14 protein-coding genes and 2 pseudogenes are annotated in these 17,976 nt (G+C 59.7%); 1 reads left to right on the forward strand and 15 read right to left on the reverse strand.

Annotated features, from left to right (window positions below):
- The 3 genes and pseudogenes from IQ16_RS35470 to panB all read right to left on the reverse strand — a co-directional run.
- A partial coding sequence (locus tag IQ16_RS35470; RefSeq protein WP_488226078.1) for a transposase occupies window positions 1–175 on the reverse strand: 175 nt, incomplete at its 3' end.
- A gap of 338 nt (window positions 176–513) precedes the next feature.
- Window positions 514–1,379, reverse strand: a pseudogene (panC, locus tag IQ16_RS47555) (pantoate--beta-alanine ligase).
- Window positions 1,333–2,219 (reverse strand): annotated as a pseudogene (gene panB / locus IQ16_RS35485) (3-methyl-2-oxobutanoate hydroxymethyltransferase). Before panB ends, panC begins: the two co-directional pseudogenes overlap by 47 nt.
- Before the next feature lie 4,243 nt (window positions 2,220–6,462).
- Here panB and IQ16_RS46000 point away from each other — a divergent pair.
- Window positions 6,463–6,657 (forward strand): hypothetical protein, encoded by a 195-nt coding sequence (locus tag IQ16_RS46000; protein ID WP_162131539.1) that lies wholly within the window; start codon window positions 6,463–6,465, stop codon window positions 6,655–6,657.
- Between the two features lie 112 nt (window positions 6,658–6,769).
- Here the strand turns inward: IQ16_RS46000 and IQ16_RS35520 are convergent, their stop codons facing one another.
- The 12 genes from IQ16_RS35520 to IQ16_RS35575 all read right to left on the reverse strand — a co-directional run bounded on the left by IQ16_RS35520 (window position 6,770) and on the right by IQ16_RS35575 (window position 17,841).
- The gene (locus IQ16_RS35520) at window positions 6,770–7,006 is read right to left on the reverse strand and encodes a DUF2274 domain-containing protein (protein ID WP_145832028.1); all 237 of its coding nucleotides are present in this window, start codon (window positions 7,004–7,006) and stop codon (window positions 6,770–6,772) included.
- 5 nt (window positions 7,007–7,011) lie between these two features.
- Complete coding sequence (locus tag IQ16_RS35525; RefSeq protein WP_011084435.1) at window positions 7,012–8,214, reverse strand: TraB/TrbI/VirB10 family type IV secretion system protein; 1,203 nt, start codon at window positions 8,212–8,214, stop codon at window positions 7,012–7,014.
- Window positions 8,211–9,245, reverse strand: coding sequence for a P-type conjugative transfer protein TrbG (gene trbG / locus IQ16_RS35530; RefSeq protein ID WP_014498060.1), 1,035 nt, complete (start codon window positions 9,243–9,245; stop codon window positions 8,211–8,213). Before trbG ends, IQ16_RS35525 begins: the two co-directional genes overlap by 4 nt.
- Window positions 9,242–9,925, reverse strand: a complete 684-nt coding sequence (gene trbF, locus IQ16_RS35535) for a conjugal transfer protein TrbF (protein ID WP_011084433.1) — start codon at window positions 9,923–9,925, stop codon at window positions 9,242–9,244. Before trbF ends, trbG begins: the two co-directional genes overlap by 4 nt.
- Window positions 9,926–10,017: 92 nt before the next feature.
- The gene (trbL, locus tag IQ16_RS35540) at window positions 10,018–11,244 is read right to left on the reverse strand and encodes a P-type conjugative transfer protein TrbL (RefSeq protein ID WP_041957456.1); all 1,227 of its coding nucleotides are present in this window, start codon (window positions 11,242–11,244) and stop codon (window positions 10,018–10,020) included.
- Complete coding sequence (trbK-alt, locus tag IQ16_RS35545) at window positions 11,241–11,612, reverse strand: putative entry exclusion protein TrbK-alt (RefSeq protein ID WP_041957458.1); 372 nt, start codon at window positions 11,610–11,612, stop codon at window positions 11,241–11,243. The genes trbL and trbK-alt overlap by 4 nt, the downstream gene beginning before the upstream one ends.
- Window positions 11,612–12,343, reverse strand: coding sequence for a P-type conjugative transfer protein TrbJ (gene trbJ / locus IQ16_RS35550; protein WP_041957460.1), 732 nt, complete (start codon window positions 12,341–12,343; stop codon window positions 11,612–11,614). The genes trbK-alt and trbJ overlap by 1 nt, the downstream gene beginning before the upstream one ends.
- A complete protein-coding gene (gene trbE, locus IQ16_RS35555; protein WP_145832029.1) occupies window positions 12,340–14,781 on the reverse strand; it encodes a conjugal transfer protein TrbE in 2,442 nt (813 codons plus the stop codon). Before trbE ends, trbJ begins: the two co-directional genes overlap by 4 nt.
- Window positions 14,782–14,791: 10 nt before the next feature.
- Window positions 14,792–15,055 carry a VirB3 family type IV secretion system protein gene (locus IQ16_RS35560; RefSeq protein ID WP_041957462.1) on the reverse strand — a complete coding sequence of 88 codons (264 nt, stop codon included), beginning with the start codon at window positions 15,053–15,055 and terminating at the stop codon, window positions 14,792–14,794.
- Window positions 15,055–15,378: a TrbC/VirB2 family type IV secretion system protein gene (locus IQ16_RS35565; RefSeq protein ID WP_038936972.1), complete on the reverse strand. Its 324-nt coding sequence runs from the start codon at window positions 15,376–15,378 to the stop codon at window positions 15,055–15,057. The genes IQ16_RS35560 and IQ16_RS35565 overlap by 1 nt, the downstream gene beginning before the upstream one ends.
- A 1-nt stretch (window position 15,379) precedes the next feature.
- The gene (gene trbB / locus IQ16_RS35570) at window positions 15,380–16,294 is read right to left on the reverse strand and encodes a P-type conjugative transfer ATPase TrbB (RefSeq protein WP_041957465.1); all 915 of its coding nucleotides are present in this window, start codon (window positions 16,292–16,294) and stop codon (window positions 15,380–15,382) included.
- A 227-nt stretch (window positions 16,295–16,521) separates the two neighbouring features.
- Window positions 16,522–17,841, reverse strand: a complete 1,320-nt coding sequence (locus IQ16_RS35575) for an MFS transporter (RefSeq protein WP_041957467.1) — start codon at window positions 17,839–17,841, stop codon at window positions 16,522–16,524.
- Window positions 17,842–17,976 lie beyond the last annotated feature (135 nt).

The raw sequence follows: 17,976 nt of genomic DNA on the forward strand, positions 1-17,976 counted from the left end.
TCTCGATCCCGGGCCTGCCGTTCTCGCTGTAGAGCGGCGCGATCTCGCCGTCGATCCAGTCCCAATCGACCTTGCCGGCGAGCAGAACCAGCTCGTGCTTCATATTGATGATCTGGTCGAGCCGAGCCCGGAACAGATCGTTCGATCCCGTCGTCTTGTGCTTCTTCGGCCGCATCGTTCCCTCCGATGCAGACAAGGAATCATGCTTCCCGCTTCGAGGGAATCCACGAAAACCAAATCGCAAGGTTCTGACGCCCAAAGCATCAAAACCTTGCAATCTGGAAATGCCCCTTAGCCCAAATCGAGATTCCCGATCAGTGGCTTAGTCCTTCTTCACGGACGACTTTTTAGCCCCGCATATTCAGTGCGCGCCCGCTATCGCTTCGCTAACTCGCCGAACAAAGCCGTCTCGGGGCTTGCCCTCTGCTGCCAGTTCGATATGCCTCTCGGAACAGTGCTTTGAGCGTTTCTGTCAGCTCAATAAGCTGCGCTCTGGCTTGTCCACGCCTTGCGCTACCGAGTTGGCAACGCCAATACCACTTTGTCGATCCGACGCGTTGAGCCAACGTAGGCGGCCGTACATAGCGCCGCGGGGAGTCGCAGTGGACTATCGGCGGTTTTGGGCGTGTCACCGTCGATAAGTCAAGATACTGCAATGTGTCAACCGCCTCCAAATGCCTTGGCAGCCGCAATCAGCTTTTGTACGTTGCACTCTCCAGACCGAAAATCATCGAGCGCCGCGGGCAGCCCCTGGTTGATTGCAAGGGCCTGCTGCGCGCTTCCTAGCTGAGATAGCGATTGCGACTACTCATGGCGGGCCCATCCTTTTCACGAACCGTCGGTACGGTGACGATCTCGATCGGGACATTGAGATCAACCACCATGCGACGCACGACTACGCATTGCTGAACATCCTTCTGGCCAAAAAAGCGACGTGGGGCTGCACCATGTTGAACAACTTGCAGACGACAGTCGCCACACCGCGAAAATGTCCGGGCCTGAAAGCGCCGCATAGAGGTTTCGCGAGGTCGCCAGGTCCAACAAAGGTTTCGAAATTGCTCGGATAGACTTCCTGTGCATCGGGCGCGAAGAGGATCGCAACACCAGATCCCGGCACAGTTCTTCATCGCGCAAGAAGTCGCGCAGATAGGTGCTGAGATCTTCATTTGCTCCGAACTGAGTGGGGTTAACGAAGATGCTGACGACGGTCACATCGCATTTTGCTTGGCTCGCTGCGATCAGCGCCAGGTGGCCATCGTGGAGATAGCCCACCGTCGGCACAATCCGGCCCTTTGATTGGCACTGCGGGATTTTGCGAGAGTGCGGCGAAGTTCAGCGACGCTCGTGATAATTTGAGGTGGATGGCGCCCAGTTGGCAATTGCCTCCCCAACGCCTTCGGGAAGCCGATAGGACTCTTGCGGGCCGGGGAACGCGCCACGGCGGACATCCGCTGCCCCGCGCGAAAGCGCATCATGGAACTGCTGAAAGCCTTCCGTATAGGCGGGAACGAATTTGGGGCGATGACCTTCGGTTTGGCCCAGCACGTCATGAAACAGAGCACCTGCTCTGAACAGTCTGGGCCCGAGCCGATTCCGATCGTCGGTATTGTCAAGGAATCGCTTACTCGAGCAGTAAGCTCAGCCGGAGTGCCCTCCAATACCAAAGCGAAACAGCTGGCCTCCTGCAGACGATGAGCATCATCGAGCAAACGCAGCGCTTCATCCACTTTGCGGCCCTGCACTTTGAAGCCGCCCATGACATTAACGCTCTGCGGAACAAGACCGAGATGACCCATCACGGGAATCTCGCAATCGACAATGGCACGCACCATCTCGATTCTTTTGCCACCGCCCTCGAGTCTCGCCGCAGCTGCTCCTCGCTGCAGAAATCCGCCAGCATTTCGTATGGTCTCCTCAACGCTGACGTGGAAGCTAAGAAAGGACATATCGGCGACGAGCAAGGCACGCGGTTTGCTGCGTACGGCGGCTTCGAGGTGATGGTTCATCATCGCAACACTTACTGGAGGCGTGTTTTCGAATCCAAGGCAGACGTTACCCCCGCTGTCACCGACGAGACTGATATCGATGGAAGGATCCGGGATAGGCGCCGCAACCGCGTCGTAGGCAGTCGTCATGACTAGACGCCGGCCGTCCTGCTTCCACCGCTGCAGGAGGGGAATTGTGATGCGGTCGACCGGTTGCTCCGAAACGCGACTCATTTGAACTCAGTTCGATTTTTAGCTGCGAACTGACAAAGCTTTGAACTTCAACCAACTCGCCGCCTATTGCAAAGTTATAGCGATCCCCAGCGCTCGAGTTGATCGAGTATCCCACGCGATCAGCAGTCTGGTTGCTACAATTCTTCAGCGTCAATCCGCTCTTCGTCGCTGTCCAAGAAGGACAAAGGGCAAAAAGTGAGTTGCGTATGGGCTTGGTGGATCCGCGCACCAGCGCCGTTGAGAACACACCATCGCGAGGCACGTGCGCGAGAATGACATAGGTCGAAGTCGCCCATAGGAGTTCTTGTTCCATATCTCCACAAGCCCATCGGTGGAATGGCCACTTCGAAATAAGGATGTGGATCGAGGGTGGCGGAACCGCGACAATGAAGATTGGCCTCCAGCACATCCTTCGCAGCGACTACTTTTCTCGCCAAGTGTTTTGCGCACCCGCGACTTCCCTGTGAGAGCGGAAGAAATCTGTCGACCCGCCAAGAAGAAAGGAAAGACCCTCTCGGAAATCACCCGCAGATGGTGAAAATTCCTTTTGGTTGCGTCATCAACGCCAGAAGGCTTCCTTCGCTTGCTGTAGGTCTTGCGGGCGTGTTCGGCTTCGGCCGATTCGCGGGCCGGCTGTCGCGTCGGACCGATCGGGTTTACTTCTACAGCGCACTTTTGATGCATCGATTTTTTCCAGTGTTAAATCCACCGAGGTGAGCATAAGGCGGCATGCAACAGATTGTATTTCTGAGCCGATTGATCGGTAAAGAGCTCCTATAGAGTTTTGTACCGATGTGCTTGAGACCGAGGCGTCCGTCTCGGCAGTCCTCCCCCGCAGGCTGCTCTGTCCTGTCCGGTCCATTAACCGCTGGCCTATATGGTCACCTTGCCGAGCTTTTTGATACCGACCCGGATCGGGTCCGCCGGAATGCTCACGTTCATAGCGTCGCTCCGGCTCAGCCGGGCCCAGGTTGCGCAATCGGTTTAATCCCAGCCGGCGCCGGATAGGGCTGAAGGTCGCCGGCGACACTACCGGCCTCGATTGAGATCTGTTTGACCTGTGGCGCTGTCGTCCCAACGTTCCGGCTTCTGCGCATGGGAAGGCAGGATTTGGCTTGGATAAAAGAGGTCTTGTGGAGCGATCACGGTCCATCCACTCCTTCCTCGCCGAACGCTTAAACTTGGCGACCGTCCTCGCCGAAAACGGCGAGTTGCAGCGCACTGCAGCCTTCGTTAGGCCAGCCTCGATCAAGATTGGCGCCATGGCCTTTCGGCGTCAATGGCGCATTCTTGGGGGCGTTCATCCGATCCTTAAGGGGTAGGCTAAAGCTTCGGCAGGTTGCTTCCTCGTTCAGGACCGGATGGACAACCTACTGAAAGCTCACACCTCATGGTCTCACAGACATCCTACCCGAACTGGTTGCCCCCCCATGCGGCCCCTCTAGAGGCGCGCGTATGCGCGCAGCGATCTGTCGCGCTTTTCGGCCGCAGGTTGGGTTCCACGCAATCGAGTATGGCCAGCATCGCCAGAACTTCGTCGACGTTAAATGTGGCCGCCCTGCGATCTGATAGTCCCAGAGACCGATGGGGGGCGCGGACCCGATTGGCTGCAAGCACCGCAAGCGCTTGCGGCCGCAAGGACGTAATATGCCGCTCGAATATATGCATTCGTTGGCCTGTAGCTGCCCTGTGGGCATGATGTCGCGAGCGCTGGTGGCCAACCCGGTCGCAAAGACTGGGGCTGGCCACCTTTGCTCCCAAGAGGCTCCAATTCTAAAGGGCTACAAAGTTGTATCTTCGAGAAGTACCAAGGGGCACCTACCAAAATCGTTGGCTCCCCTCCTCGTCGGCGACTCTCTAAGCTAGTTTTTGCCTTGAATTGGAGACACCAGCACGACCAGACACATGCACGTTGCATGAACAAGAAAACATGCCAATCGCACATGAGCGACGCAAGTATGTGGGCAGAGTCAATCGAGGCGGAGCACGATAGAAAGCCGCTGGAAAGTTATCCGAGACCCTCGTAGACCGCGATGAGGAGTACCTCGTTGAAAAATGGGCGACGCTGCCGGCGTCGCTCGTCGGCACGCCTGGCGGAGAGAATGGCACGAAGATAAGGGTGGAGGGGATTCAGCCACGCAGTCTTCTTCCCTTCCAAAGTATTGCTGATGATTGATCGGAAGCAGTGCGGGCGCGACCCGGTGCCGTTTGGTTGCGCTGGAGCAGGCGCTGTCCCTACCCGCCCGCCAGTTGAACTTAGCAGAACTTGGCTCGGCGCTTATCTCCCCGCGGACACACAGGGGCAGCGCTCTGTCCCTGCAGCTAACCTGCTCCAAACTCAGCTTCAAGCGGCGGCAAGAAGCTGATCGGGAGCTTATCGCCAGCGGACCGAGTGAAACCGCCAAAAAACGAGAACTAACTCGTGAGTTGGAAGCAGTGCGAACGCGGTTCGGCGCCTGACGGCCTGGGGCATCATGAGGCACTAACCCTGCCGCATCCGCACTGCAATGAGCTTAACGGAAGCGTAACTCAGCACATGGTGGTCCTTCAGCTCATGCGCTGTCCCTGCCACGCTCCCGTTAAACCCAACGATTCTTTATCGAGCCTGGCTTACCGAAAGCTGACAGACCTGCGCAGCAATTTACAACGAAAGGCGGCCTATGTGGCCGCTGGCAGTTGAGAGCAATTACGACGTTTACGCCTCAGACAATAGCCATTCGGCGCGCTTGCGATCAGCGGCAACCGCTCCGCGCTAAACGCCCGTGGCGTTCAGTTGGTCAAGCTCCACGTTGGTTTGTCGTATTGAAGACGATTGTGCCCGTTTCTCAAAATGCGTTACCAAGCTCCATCAGGCCCATCAGCGAGGCGCAAAGCGAACGGAAAGCAGCGGATGCGGCTCGGCGCCCATATCCATCCGGGGAGGGTGGACAAATGCGCTATCTCTGCCGCATCCGCTTCGCCGGCGAGCCAGGAGCGACATGACTCGGCACCTCCCATGGAGGAAGGAAGGCGCTGTCCCTATCAAGCGCCGCTGGCACAGTAGTCAGCCTCGGGGAGCACAAGGCTAGCCACCCGGCTTTCCCGTGAGGCCCGTCGCCTCAGGGTACAGCGGGACTTTAGCGACAAGGCGGCCTCGGGAGACCTACCAGCATTGGTGGTCATACACACTTAATCGAGAAACTGTTGGTCAAACTTGAAGACCAAGCGAGTTCAGTGCCTAGTGCTCCAGAACGATCAGGCGGCGCCAGGGGCGCCGCTTTCTCCCCATATTTCTGTTTCAGCTGCCGCAAGGAAAAAAGACCGAGCGCACCCTACAGCGTTGGCCAGCCGCAGCATTTCGTCACAACGCGGATGGCGAGCAGGGATGTCCTGCCGTCATGAAGCCGCCCGAGTTAAGAACGGCAACAAGACTTTGGGCAGCTCGCCGATCAAGCGGAGGGCGTTAGCCGCAAGGCTGACTCTTGGATCATCGCTGAACGGTGCGATTGTTTCCAGCGTCGTGAAACGGGCGTGCTGGACGGCGCATTCCTCGTTCTGTTCGAGCATGATCCGCAGTTGAGGTGCACGATGGCGTCTTCATTGGGAAAGATGGCGTCCCCCCTCGGTCCGACGAAGTGCATCTCTACCCCTTCGCGGGTCTCGAACTTCTTGCAGCGGCGGGTCCTTCCGGGCCCCCCTACGCGGGTGGACCCGCGACCACTCGACTTTGCTAGATATAAAATTTCAAAAGGCACTTTCTGTTCTCGGATCGGCGTGGAACCCAGGGGTGGGCCTGCTCAGGAAAAAAATCCGGTCGGCTATTTTTGAGCCTGAAATTGATGTCTTCGTCCGTTCGTCATCGGGCGGCGCCAAGTGCGACCGAAACACGCTCGAAAGCATCTATACCAATTGAGACCGTATGGCTCCCAATCGGAGCCTCTATCCATGATCGTTATCGGCCTCAAGGGCCTTATCGGGGCGGCAAGACCACCGTGACCCGCATCGAAAGCCACGGGTTTGTACGCGGCCGGTTCGCTGGCGCGCTGAAGCGACATGCTGCGCGCCTACCCACATTACCGGCGCTGCGACGAAGCCACCATCGAACGCATGATCGACGGCGACCTGAAGGAACAGCCGTTGCCCTAGCTCAGCGGCAAGTCGCCCCGGCCGGCTGCCCGCTGACGGCCCAAGAGCTGCGAAGCTACGCAAATACGCCAACGCACGTCGTCGAGATAGCGCTGGCAAAAAAGCTGACTGAGGCGCCGTGGGCAACGCAGTCGACGAGGATGTCGGCGAGACGCTCCAATCGCTTATCGACTTCGTCGGCGCCGATGCGCCGTACCAGACCTTGTTGCGGGTGGCCAGTCTAAGATCCGAGCTGTTACAGCGGCGTTGGCGATTAAGCTACGCGTTTCGTCTTTCATCTGATCCAACGAATATGACCGTTTTTGTGCCATGAATGATAGAGCCGCGACGAAGAGGGCCCGACTACCGCCAGTCGCCTGAAGCTCATTTTTCAACACTGGCCATACGATGATGCGACCGGGACCATGACGTCATCTAGCGAAGCTCTATCCGTTCTCTACGAGCCGCCGAGTCTGCCGCCGCGACTTCAGGAAGCCGCGGTCGGTTGCCATGAACTTGAAGAGCATGGGCGAGATAAGCTTCGCTGGGTCAACCATCTGTCCACTTTGGGCGGATAGTAAATCCGCATAAGCAAGCAGATCGCGATGTACGCTTGCGGGTAGCTCCGCAGTGATCTTTACCGGTTTGTCATCTAGAACGGCAGCAATTTTCAACTTCGACACAACATCTACCTCGCGTAAGGCTGAAGGATCAGATCGCGATTCACGATCACGCGGATCGGGAAGCCAGGACGTACCGTCAGCGTGGGCTGGATATTGAGACCGCGCCGAACTACCTGCTGTCCAGTTTGGTTTAGAGAGTCCGAGGCGCCGTGACGCAACGCCTGGATAATTGCGCTGTCGTTGCTGTTAGTGTCCGAGCCGGCACCCAGTTCCGTTCCGACGGCGAGAAACGTCGATAGTGCCGCAGCCTTGAAGAGTTCGCCCCAGTGATTGTCCACCTGGTCTTCTAGGCCAGCATAGCCAGCGGTGTCAGCGCCAGGCTGCCGCTCGAGAACTATAGAACGTCCATTCGGCATGATTAGCCGGGTCCAGACGAGCAGAACGCGAGACTGGCCGAAAGTGACCTGGCTGTCGTAGATGCCGATTAGACGCGCTCCCTGAGGCACGAGCAGAAAGCGACCGGTCGGCGTGTCAAAAACATTCTCGGTTACCTGCGCGGTAATTTGGCCTGGCAGGTCCGATCGGATCCCGGTGATCAGCGCCCCTGGAATCACCGTCCCGGCCTGCACGATGTATGGTGAAGCGGGCCTGATGACACGGTCAGGGCTTACCATGCGACGGTCCACGGAGGCATTCACGAAGGCAAGCTTGCGGTCCTGGCCGTTTTGCGCAGATCTATCCTCGCCAGTGCTCGTTGCGCTTGGTGATGCGAGGCGGTCGCCTCCAACCGCCGCAGCGGTGGGCGGACGCGCTCCTTCATTGGTCGCAGCGAACAAATGGCTGATGCGGGCTGCCTCAGTCTCTTGATCCCGGCGCTGCTGGTCTGGATCAGTGCCGATCGTCGGCGACTGGCCTTGAGCAGCAAGTATTGGTCGACCGAGGTCGCCGGGAAGCGGCGGACCAAGCTGCGGGATTGGCTGGCGCGGAACGCCAGCATAGTCCTTCGGCAGCGTCGTAATACCGTCGGCAACATTGTGGTGGTCGGTACTGTAAAGCTCATCGGCCGCTTGATTGCGGGAGCGATTGTTCTGCAGCGACCACAGCACCGCTCCGCCGATGACAAGCAGGGCAACCGCGCTCCCGCCGGCCAAGACCTTCCGCGACAACCGCGTCACGCGCGTGTGCTCTGCTCTCAAGCGGAAGCTCTCGGATGGCTCCACTTGTGTCTCCGGCGGAATAGCTTGCTCGTTTACATTCCGAGAGTTCATGACGACGGCCTCCCGCCGGTTCTGACAATCCTGACCTTCTTCTGGTGCTCACCACCAAGCCGCAGTTCGGCGGCAGCAAACAGCCGATCGACGATCAATACATTGCCGTCAGCGCGATAGTTGACGAGTTCGGTCTTGCCGTCTGGACCGATGACAAAGAGCGGAGGCATCTCGCCCTGCACGATGCCTTGCGGGAATTCGACATAGACCTTGCGGCCATCGTCATATGCGGCGAGCGGTCGCCAGGGAGGACTGTCCCCTTCGATGGCATAGCGGGAGATGCGCTGCGCCGGGTTCGGAAGAGCGGGTTTCAGAGCGACCGAACGCCATCGTTCCCGTGCGGTTTCAGGATAGTACCAGGCAACAGACGGCATGTATGGCCGTTCGCGGGATCGGAGTTCGATCAGGTAGGTGCGCCGGTCAGTGTTGACCACTAGGTTGGTTTCGATCGAAGCTCGGGTCGGCTTGACCAAGACATGGACGCGCCGTGTATCGCCGCTGCCGCTCTCGGTATCGCCCACGACCCAGCGTACAGTATCTCCGGCCGCGATCGGCCCTGATCCCGTCAACTGTTCTCCCTCCTCGAGCGCGATATCTGTGATCTGCCCCGGCGCGGCGTAAATCTGATAGAGAGCCCCGGGACTGTAGGCGTAGATTTGCGCCGCATTGAAATACCCCCGCTTGCGCGGTTCGACCCTGGCCGCATTGTTTGCCGTCTCAACCCGGCTCACCGGTTCGACCTCTTCCTTCCCGGCCGACTTGCCTCCGAGAGCCGGCTTCCAGAGCGGCGGAACGTGAAGCGGTCGCAATCTGTCGTCGAGAGCCACGGGCGTCGCCGGCAGCGGAGGAACTTCAGTGTCATAGCTGATCTCCGGCGGAATGTATGTCGCGCACCCACCGAGCACGGACGAGCAAAGCATAAGAGCGGACAGAAGTGCACGCTTCGCGCTCACGAACCCGCGCCAAGTCGAATTGAGTCCGTTTTGCTGAATGGAACATTTCGAATGAACGTCAGACGGCGTCTTGGTCACTGACCCAACTCCTTTGACCAGTTGATGGCGCGGACATAGACGCCAAGAGGATTCTTACGTAGGCGCTCGGCTTCGCGCGGCGTCTCGATCACGATTGTAAGAATTGCAGTCCAGCGCTCGGTCGAGTTCAAGGCGCCATTGTCGTAGATGCGCTGGGTCCATGCGACCCGAAAGCTTTCCGACGACGCACGAATGACGCTCGAGACCTCGACAGAGATTTGCGCCTTACCCAGCTTGGCAAAGGGGTCGTTGCTGCGCGCGTAGTCGTTGAGCGCAGCGGCGCCGCGATCAGTCGTAAAATCATAGGCCCGCAGCCAGTTTTGGCGCAGAACGATCCCGTCGGCCGGTAGGCCTCTGACATCCTCGATAAAGCGTGCCAGATGATAAGCGATCTGCGCATCAGTGGGCTGATATTCAATGTTAGCCGGCGCAATCCGCTGAGCCTGACCGAGATGATCGACTTCGACCACCCACGGCGTGATCGAGCCCTGACTCGATTGCCAGACAAGGCCACCTGCGAGACCGGCTGACAGCATCAGGCAGCCAAAAGCCATCAGGCGCCAGCTCTTGGCTTGCACGCGCGCTGATCCAATGCGTTCGTCCCAAACCTGCGCGGCCTTTTGATAAGGCGTAATCGGCTCGGGCATGCGCCCGTAGTGAACTGATGGCCGTTTGAACATCGATGGTTGCCCCTGATATCGAGTGATCGGTTTCAAGTCGTGCGATGGAAGGGTTTGCGGCGCTGGTGTGCGGCAGAGATGCGGGGTGCGTCTCAACGTTCTCCCTCGGACAAATCGACGGAGGAACCGCTACCACCATGATCGCCCGAGCGGACGGCGTGGCCAGCGGCCGAGGCACCATGCCGGATGGTCTGAGCACGCTTCATGCGGCGAGCCCAATCGGGCTGCCCTTCGGCCGGTGCGCTCGCGCCCTGCTCGCCCGCTTGACTACCTCCGAAGGCGGCCGCTGCTCGACGCAAAGGACTCGTCGCAGCCGAAGCGCCAGCCTCCGCGACGCCGGCAAGGCCGCCGCTTCGATAGGCGGCTGTTGCTCCGCTGATGACAGCGCCGCCACCGCGCGCGCCGCCAGCAATCGCACCACCAGCGAGACCGGCACCGCCAGCGGCAAGTCCCGCGCCAGCCGCAACAATGCCGCCAGCAGCAAGGCCTGTTCCAATCGTGGCGCCGGCGCCGAGTTGGGGGCCGCCCGACACCAGGCCGTTTGCGATACCCGGACCGAAGATACCGAGGCCCAGCAAGGAAAGCGCCGCGAGCACCAGCGTCATCGCGTTTTCGATGGTTGGCTGTGCACCGCCGAAACCTGCGGTGAACTGCGAGAACAGGGTGGAGCCGATGCCGACGATGACGGCCAGGACCAGGATCTTAATGCCGGAAGATATGACGTTGCCCAGAACGCGCTCCGCCGCGAAGGTGGTCTTGCCAAACAAGCCAAAGGGAATGAGCACGAACCCGGCCAGTGTCGTGAGCTTGAACTCGATCAGGGTGACGAAGAGCTGGATCGCCAAAATGAAGAAGGCGAGCAGCACCACGACCCACGCGAACAGAAGAACCACGATCTGGACGAAATTTTCGAAAAAGCTGATGTAGCCCATCAGGTTGGAGATCGAATCGAGGAGCGGTCGGCCGGCATCAAGTCCGACTTGAGCGATCTTTCCAGGTCTCAGGAAATCCGATGCGGAGAGGCTTGCGCCTGATGCTTTCAGGCCAAGACCGGCAAAGCTCTCGAAGACGATGCGCGCCAGACTGTTCCAGTTACCGATGAGGTAGGCGAAGACCCCTACGAAGAGCGTCTTCTTGACGAGACGCGCGGTGATGTCCTCATCAGTTCCCCAACTCCAGAACAACGCTGCGAGCGTAATGTCGATCGCAGCAAGGGTCGTTGCGAGATATCCGACATCGCTCCCCAGCAGCCCAAAGCCGTTGTCGATGTAACGCGTGAACGTTTCCAGGAACTGGTCAATGATCCCCGTACCAGTCATGGCTTGCTTGCCTCAGGTGTCACCAGGTTCGGATATCCCTGCGGGATCCGGCTTTGATCCTTTGGAGCGAGCGCCACGCCGGGGGCGGAAGCGTCGTGAACAGGAGTTGCGGCACGGTCTTTCTTGCCAAAGAAGCGACGGCGGTTTTCGGCCCAAACTTGCTTGCAACGCTCAAAACCCTCTGCTTGCTCCGCAGCGACGCTGCGGCAGCGCGCGAGGTCTGAGCTGGTTGCGTCTGTCATCTGCTCCGCTTTCGGCGGCGCGGGCGACTCGACACCACCACGAAGCTGAATCGTGCAGGCAGCGACGGCCACTAGGCCGATTGTCGTAAGCAGCGACAGCGCCTTGAATGCCTTTAGGTCGGTCATCAGTGGAACATCTGCACGTTGAAGGATTGATAGCCCTCTCCTGGCGTCAGGAATCGCCTGAGTTGCTCTCGTCCTTGATCCTGAGCCGAGCCGCGCTGAGCCGCTTCGAGGCTCTGCGCCCTGCCCTGCGCCGTCACGACAGCGGTGAGGTCGGCGAGTTGCTGCGCGTTCAATGCCAGAATCTGATTGCCAGCTTGGGTTGCCTGCAGAGCGCCGCTTGCGCCTTGGCTAGACGCTACGAGCGCGGACGTCTGGATGCGATTGGTGTCGAGATTGCCAACGATGCCCGCCTGAACTCGCAGCGCGTCTTGCGTTGCCGCATAGGAATTCTGCCAACGTGTTTGGGCGTTGAAGATCAGCAACTGGTTCGACTGGCTGACTGTAGCTGGCGCATAGCTCGTCGAAAACGCGCGATCGATCTGCTGGACGTCATAGGCGATGCGCTGGGCCTGGGCCAGTAATTGCTGAGTCCGCTGGATCGAGGATTGCAGTTGCTGCAGCGACGAGTACGGCAGGTTTGCTAGGTTTTTCGCCTGATTGATCAGCATCTGCGCCTCGTTCTGCAACGAGGTGATCTGATTATTGATCTGCTGGAGCTCCCGCGCAGCTGTTAGGACGTTCTGCACGTAGTTGTTGGGATCAAAGACGATCCACTGCGCTCGCGCGGACACCGTGACGCTGAGCATCAGCGCGACCGTGGCAGCGGCCGCCAATAGGCCAAGATGCCTCATAGGGATTTCTCCAGATTGACGAGATTGGGGATGACGTCTAGGGCCCAGGCGACACCGCGGTGCCGGAGCCAGGCCGGCACGAAGCCGTCAGGTCCATGTTCGGCGAGGAGTTGCGTGATCGCGGCTTGGTCTGCCTTGGAAGAGGCTGCGGTAAAGGCGAGCGCGACTTCACCGAGCCCAAGTTCGAACATCCGATTGCCCCGACGCGACTGGCAGTAGTAGTCGCGCTTTGGCGTTGCTCGGCTCAGAAGTTCGATTTGGCGATCATTGAGTCCGAAGCGGCGGTAGATCGTGGTGATCTGGGGTTCGATCGCCCGTTCGTTCGGCAGCAGCAGGCGCGTTGGGCAGCTTTCGATGATCGCTGGCGCGATCGCGGAGCCATCGATGTCCGACAGTGACTGGGTGGCGAAGATGACGGACGCATTCTTCTTCCGGAGCGTCTTCAGCCATTCCCGGAGTTGACCGGCAAAATCTTCATCGTCGAGGGCAAGCCAGCCTTCGTCGACAATGAGAAGTGTCGGCCGGCCGTCGAGACGGTCTCCGATCCGATGAAAGAGGTAAGCCAGAACCGCTGGGGCAGCGCTCGTTCCGATCAACCCTTCAGTCTCAAACGCCTGAACCGAAGCTTCGCCAAGGCGCTCGAATTCGGCGTCAAGCCGGCGCCCGGAGGGACCGCCCAGGCAATAGGGCTGCAGGGCCCTTTTCAGGGAATTGGATTGCAGCAAGACCGAGAGGCCCGTGAGGGTGCGCTCCTCCCTCGGCGCCGAAGCGAGAGAGGTGAGCGCCGACCACAGATGATCCTTGACCTCCGGCGTGATCTCGACCTTTTCCCGCGCCAGGATCGCGCAGATCCATTCCGTGGCCCATCCGCGCTCGGCGGAATCGTCGATCCAGGCCAAAGGTTGCAGCGCGACGGGGTTTTCGTCCCCTTCAGACAGCGCACCGCCGAGATCATGCCAGTCGCCGCCCATGGCGAGCGCGGCCGCCCGGATCGAACCGCCGAAATCAAACGCAAAGACCTGCGAGTTCGGATAGCGCCGGAATTGCAGCGCCATCAGAGCGAGCAACACCGACTTTCCGGCACCGGTCGGTCCCACCACAAGGGTATGGCCGACATCTCCGACGTGGAGCGAAAACCGGAACGGCGTTGATCCCTCGGTCTTACCAAACAGGAGCGGCGGGCCCCTGAAATGCAGGTCCCTGCCTTCGCCCGCCCAGACGGCCGACATCGGAATCATATGGGCGAGGTTGAGTGTCGATACCGGTGGCTGCCTCACATTCGCATAGACATGCCCCGGCAGACTGCTGAGCCAGGCTTCGACGGCGTTCACCGTCTCGATCATGCAGGTGAAATCGCGCCCCTGAATGACCTTCTCGACCAGGCGGAGCTTTTCATCGGCGGCATTAGGATCGCGGTCCCAGACAGTGATGGTCGCCGTGACAAAGGCTTGTCCGATCTGGTCGGACCCCAGTTCCTGCAACGCCGCATCGGCATCAAGCGCCTTGTTGTGGGCGTCGGTATCGAGCAGCGCCGACACCTCGTTCGTCATGACCTCCTTGAGGATGGCGCCAATCGACTTTCGCTTGGCGAACCACTGCCGCCGAATCTTTGTCAGCAGCTTGGTGGCATCGGTCTTGTCGAGCATGATCGCGCGGGTCGACCAGCGATACGAAAACGCCAGGCGATTCAGGTCGTCCAGGATTCCCGGGGTCGTCGCGCCAGGAAAGCCGACGATTGTCAGGACCCGAAGATTGGCTGAGCCCAACATCGGCTCGAGTCCGCCGGTCAGCGGCTGGTCGGCCAGCAGAGCATCGATGTACATGGGAATCTCAGGTGCTCGAACTCGATGACGCTTGGTCGAGATCGTCGAGTGCAGATAAGTCAGCGTGTCCTGATCATCGAGCCAGGTGCATTCCGGCATGAACCCTTCAAGCAGGCCGAGCACGCGGTTGGTTTGGTCGATAAATCCGCGCAGCACCTCCCGGGCATCTGCTCCAACGGTGCGGTCGCGACCTTCATAGAGCAATCTCTCCGCCATAGCCGCTCCCTCCTCTGGAGGCAGATAGAGGAAGGTCAGGAAGTAGCTGGACTCGTAATGGGCACCTGCCTCTTCGAACTGAGCCCTGCGTTCCGCGTCGACCAGCGCGGACGCGACGTCCGGAAAGGAGTTAGGCGGGTACGCCCCCGCAAAGTGACGTTGCGCCTCAACGAACACGGCCCAACCCGATCCCAGGCGACGCACGGCGTTGTTCAAACGGCCGGCGACGGCGACAAGTTCAGCCGGCACTGCGCTATCGAGATCGGGGCCGCGGAATTTCGCGGTTCGTTGGAACGAGCCGTCCTTGTTCAGGATGATTCCCTCGTCGACCAAGGCGGCCCAAGGCAGAAAGTCGGCGAGACGAGCATTAGAATGGCGATATTCGGCAAGGTTCATCATGGACATGAGCTCAGGCGTTGAGATGGCTGGGGATGCGCAGATGCCGGCGCACCACATCGACAAAGGCAGCGTCGCGCTTGGCGGCCCAGACGGCGGCCATGTGGCCGATGAACCAGAGGACGAGACCGGCGATCCAGAGCCGAAGTCCGAGCCCAAGGGCTGCCGCAAGCGTGCCGTTCACGATCGCAACCGACCGCGGCGCGCCGCCCATCAGGATTGGCTCAGTAAGCGCGCGGTGAACGGGCACCAAAAAGCCTTTGACCGGTTCATCCATCAGATCACCACGCCGCCGCCGAAGGAGAAGAACGACAGGAAGAAGCTCGAGGCGGCAAACGCGATCGACAGACCAAACACGATCTGGATCAGCCTGCGGAAACCACCTGACGAGTCCCCGAACGCGAGCGTGAGCCCGGTCACGACGATGATGATGACGGCGATGATCTTGGCGACTGGACCTTCAACCGACTGCAGAATCTGATTGAGTGGCTGCTCCCACGGCATGTTCGAGCCAGCCGCCCACGCCGATGCCGACGCCAAAAGCACCGTGCCGAAAGCGGCCAACGATGCACCTCGAAGAAAGCGAAATTGCTGACGCATGTCAGTCTCCTGCTGTTGAAATGCTGTAGTCGCCCGTGGCACCGAGGCATGAGACGGTGGCGAGTTCGGCGAGGCGGCGGTCGGCGCCGCGTCCCGCCAGCACGGCGACGAGGTCGATGGTCTCGGCGATCAAGGCGCGCGGAACCGAGATGACGGCTTCCTGGATGAGCTGCTCGAGCCGTCGCAGCGCGCCGAGCGCCGTCCCCGCATGAATGGTACCGATGCCGCCGGGATGGCCGGTGCCCCAGGCCTTGAGGAGGTCGAGTGCTTCGGCACCTCGGACTTCGCCGATCGGGATGCGATCAGGACGCAGTCGGAGGGCCGAGCGAACAAGATCCGACAGTGTGGCCACACCGTCCTTGGTCCGAAGCGCAACGAGATTGGGCGCCCTGCACTGTAGCTCGCGCGTATCTTCGATCAGCACGACCCGATCGGAGCTCTTCGCGACCTCGGCCAGGAGCGCGTTCGTCAAGGTTGTCTTGCCGGTCGATGTTCCGCCGGCGACGAGGATGTTCTTCCGTGCGTCGACCGCGCCCCTCAGGATCTTGGCCTGCTCCGAGGTCATGATGCGCCTTACGACGTAGTCGTCGAGCGTAAACACGGCGACGGCGGGCTTACGGATAGCAAAGGCCGGTGCTGCAACGACCGGAGGCAAGAAACCTTCGAAGCGCTCGCCGGTCCCAGGCAATTCGGCCGAGACCCGTGGCGAACCGGCATGCACCTCGGCACCGACGTGATGCGCGACTAGGCGAACAATGCGCTCGCCATCGGCAGCGGACAGAGTTTCGCCTGTGTCCATGAGGCCATTCGACAGCCGGTCGATCCATAGCCGGCCATCCGGGTTGAGCATCACCTCGATGATCGCTTCGTCTTCGAGATAGCCGGCAATCGCGGCCCCAAGCGCGCTGCGCAGCATTCGCGCACCGCGCGAGCTCGCGTCTGATTGAATAGAATGGATTGCCATCGTTCGCCCCACCGAATGAGGGCACCCAAAGGGCGCCCTCAGATGGGGATCATTAAAAAAGGCCCCACGGACTTGGCGCAACAAGCGGCTTCAGTGATCGTAGACTGGCGTAGAAAAAGAAACACTGAAAACTGATGTTTGAGGTCTACTCATTCGTATCGTACTCGGCGAGCTACCGCTCACCACTCCGCATCGTCATCCGCGGGCACGAGTAAGACCGAATCCTCATACGACTCGACAACGTACGAAACATCAGCCGGCTTGAAGAATAGGAGTGAACTCATCCAGGAAACGATAGATCGGCGCCAAGGCAGCATGAACCAGATCAACGCCGCGATCTGCACTGCTACGTTGACGCCGAACGCTACTTGATAGGCATGGACGGCCCTATGGCCATCATTCGCGGGCCATTGCTCCAAGATAAGACCTGTCCCGCATTGTGCCAGAAACGCCCAACCAAAGTGCAAGACGTTCAAGGCGCCGTTGGCACGACCGGCAAGCGCCGGCGGAAAGTAATCTACTATTACCGCGAAGCTGACCACGGTTGCCGTTCCGGCAATTGCGACAACAGACCAGGGCAAGATGGACGGCACAGGCACTCGCAGGATCAAAGCTAGCTCGGCTGCGAAAAAGAGCACCGCAACCGTCGCCAGTACCGTCTCCGCCCCTATTCCCCTTCGTTTGACGTAATGGACAGTCATCCCGAACAACAACGCGCCGAAGCTCAAGACGATCGACATGGTGAACAGCTGTCTTACGAGACTTGCGCGATCAAGCCCCTCCACGTCGGTCAGCCACGGTGATGCCCACAGTCCCTGCAGAGACCAAGCCGATCCAACACAAGTCGCCGACAGTGGGGCCATTCGCCAGAAGCGCCGATCGCTGAAAACGGAGCCAAGGGTGGCGCGCGCCGTTGATGGAACAATGCCTCGTTCGGGCACCGCGACATAGATGAGAATGGCCGTCGCACCGGTAGCGACTGCCAGGATCCCAAAGAGCAGCCGCCAGCCCATCCAAGCGAGCAGGTATTCGACAGGAGCCGTAGCCGTTACCGCTCCTAGCGACCCCAGCATAATCATGTAGCCGTTAAGCAAAACGACGCGTTCGCTAGGGAACCAGAGGATGATGGACTTCAGTCCGGCCGTCAGCGCCGCCGCGACACCAAGCCCGATCATTGCACGCGCTATCAAGAGTGACGGGAAACCGCTCGATACCGCGAAGAGTCCGGCGCCCACTGCTGCGAGCAAGAGCAGAGCACTCTGGACGCGCCGCGGACCAAAGCGGTCCAACAATATGCCGACGGGGATCTGCGCCGCCGCAAAGACGAGGAAATAGACCGAGGTAAGCAACCCGAGGTCGGCAGGCCCAAGCCCAGCATCCGAGCTGAGATGACTGGCGATCAAAGCGTTGATCGTTCGAAACAGATACGAAAGATAGTATCCAACCGCAAACGGGAGAAATACGCGCGCTGTGAGGCGCCATGCCCCTGAAATCTGCATGCTGGCCCCTCTTGCTGTCAGCTCGTACGAGCCGATAGCGCGACCAGCTTTTCGTCAGTTCAGCTAAATCGCTGCGGGCGTAGGTTAGCGAAGAAAAAGAAGGGACCGGCGAAACGGTCTTGCTACATGGTTCAA

This window comes from Bradyrhizobium huanghuaihaiense (assembly GCF_007830635.1).
In the GTDB taxonomy this organism is placed as follows: domain Bacteria; phylum Pseudomonadota; class Alphaproteobacteria; order Rhizobiales; family Xanthobacteraceae; genus Bradyrhizobium; species Bradyrhizobium huanghuaihaiense.

Excerpts from the sequence above, each read along its gene's own strand:
- IQ16_RS35525 (WP_011084435.1), bottom strand. The coding sequence starts at position 8,214 with ATGAACTCTCGGAATGTAAACGAGCAAGCTATTCCGCCGGAGACACAA.
- trbF (WP_011084433.1), bottom strand. The coding sequence starts at position 9,925 with ATGTTCAAACGGCCATCAGTTCACTACGGGCGCATGCCCGAGCCGATT.
- trbL (WP_041957456.1), bottom strand. The coding sequence starts at position 11,244 with ATGACTGGTACGGGGATCATTGACCAGTTCCTGGAAACGTTCACGCGT.
- trbK-alt (WP_041957458.1), bottom strand. The coding sequence starts at position 11,612 with ATGACCGACCTAAAGGCATTCAAGGCGCTGTCGCTGCTTACGACAATC.
- trbJ (WP_041957460.1), bottom strand. The coding sequence starts at position 12,343 with ATGAGGCATCTTGGCCTATTGGCGGCCGCTGCCACGGTCGCGCTGATG.
- trbE (WP_145832029.1), bottom strand. The coding sequence starts at position 14,781 with ATGATGAACCTTGCCGAATATCGCCATTCTAATGCTCGTCTCGCCGAC.
- IQ16_RS35560 (WP_041957462.1), bottom strand. The coding sequence starts at position 15,055 with ATGGATGAACCGGTCAAAGGCTTTTTGGTGCCCGTTCACCGCGCGCTT.
- IQ16_RS35565 (WP_038936972.1), bottom strand. The coding sequence starts at position 15,378 with ATGCGTCAGCAATTTCGCTTTCTTCGAGGTGCATCGTTGGCCGCTTTC.
- trbB (WP_041957465.1), bottom strand. The coding sequence starts at position 16,294 with ATGCTGCGCAGCGCGCTTGGGGCCGCGATTGCCGGCTATCTCGAAGAC.
- IQ16_RS35575 (WP_041957467.1), bottom strand. The coding sequence starts at position 17,841 with ATGCAGATTTCAGGGGCATGGCGCCTCACAGCGCGCGTATTTCTCCCG.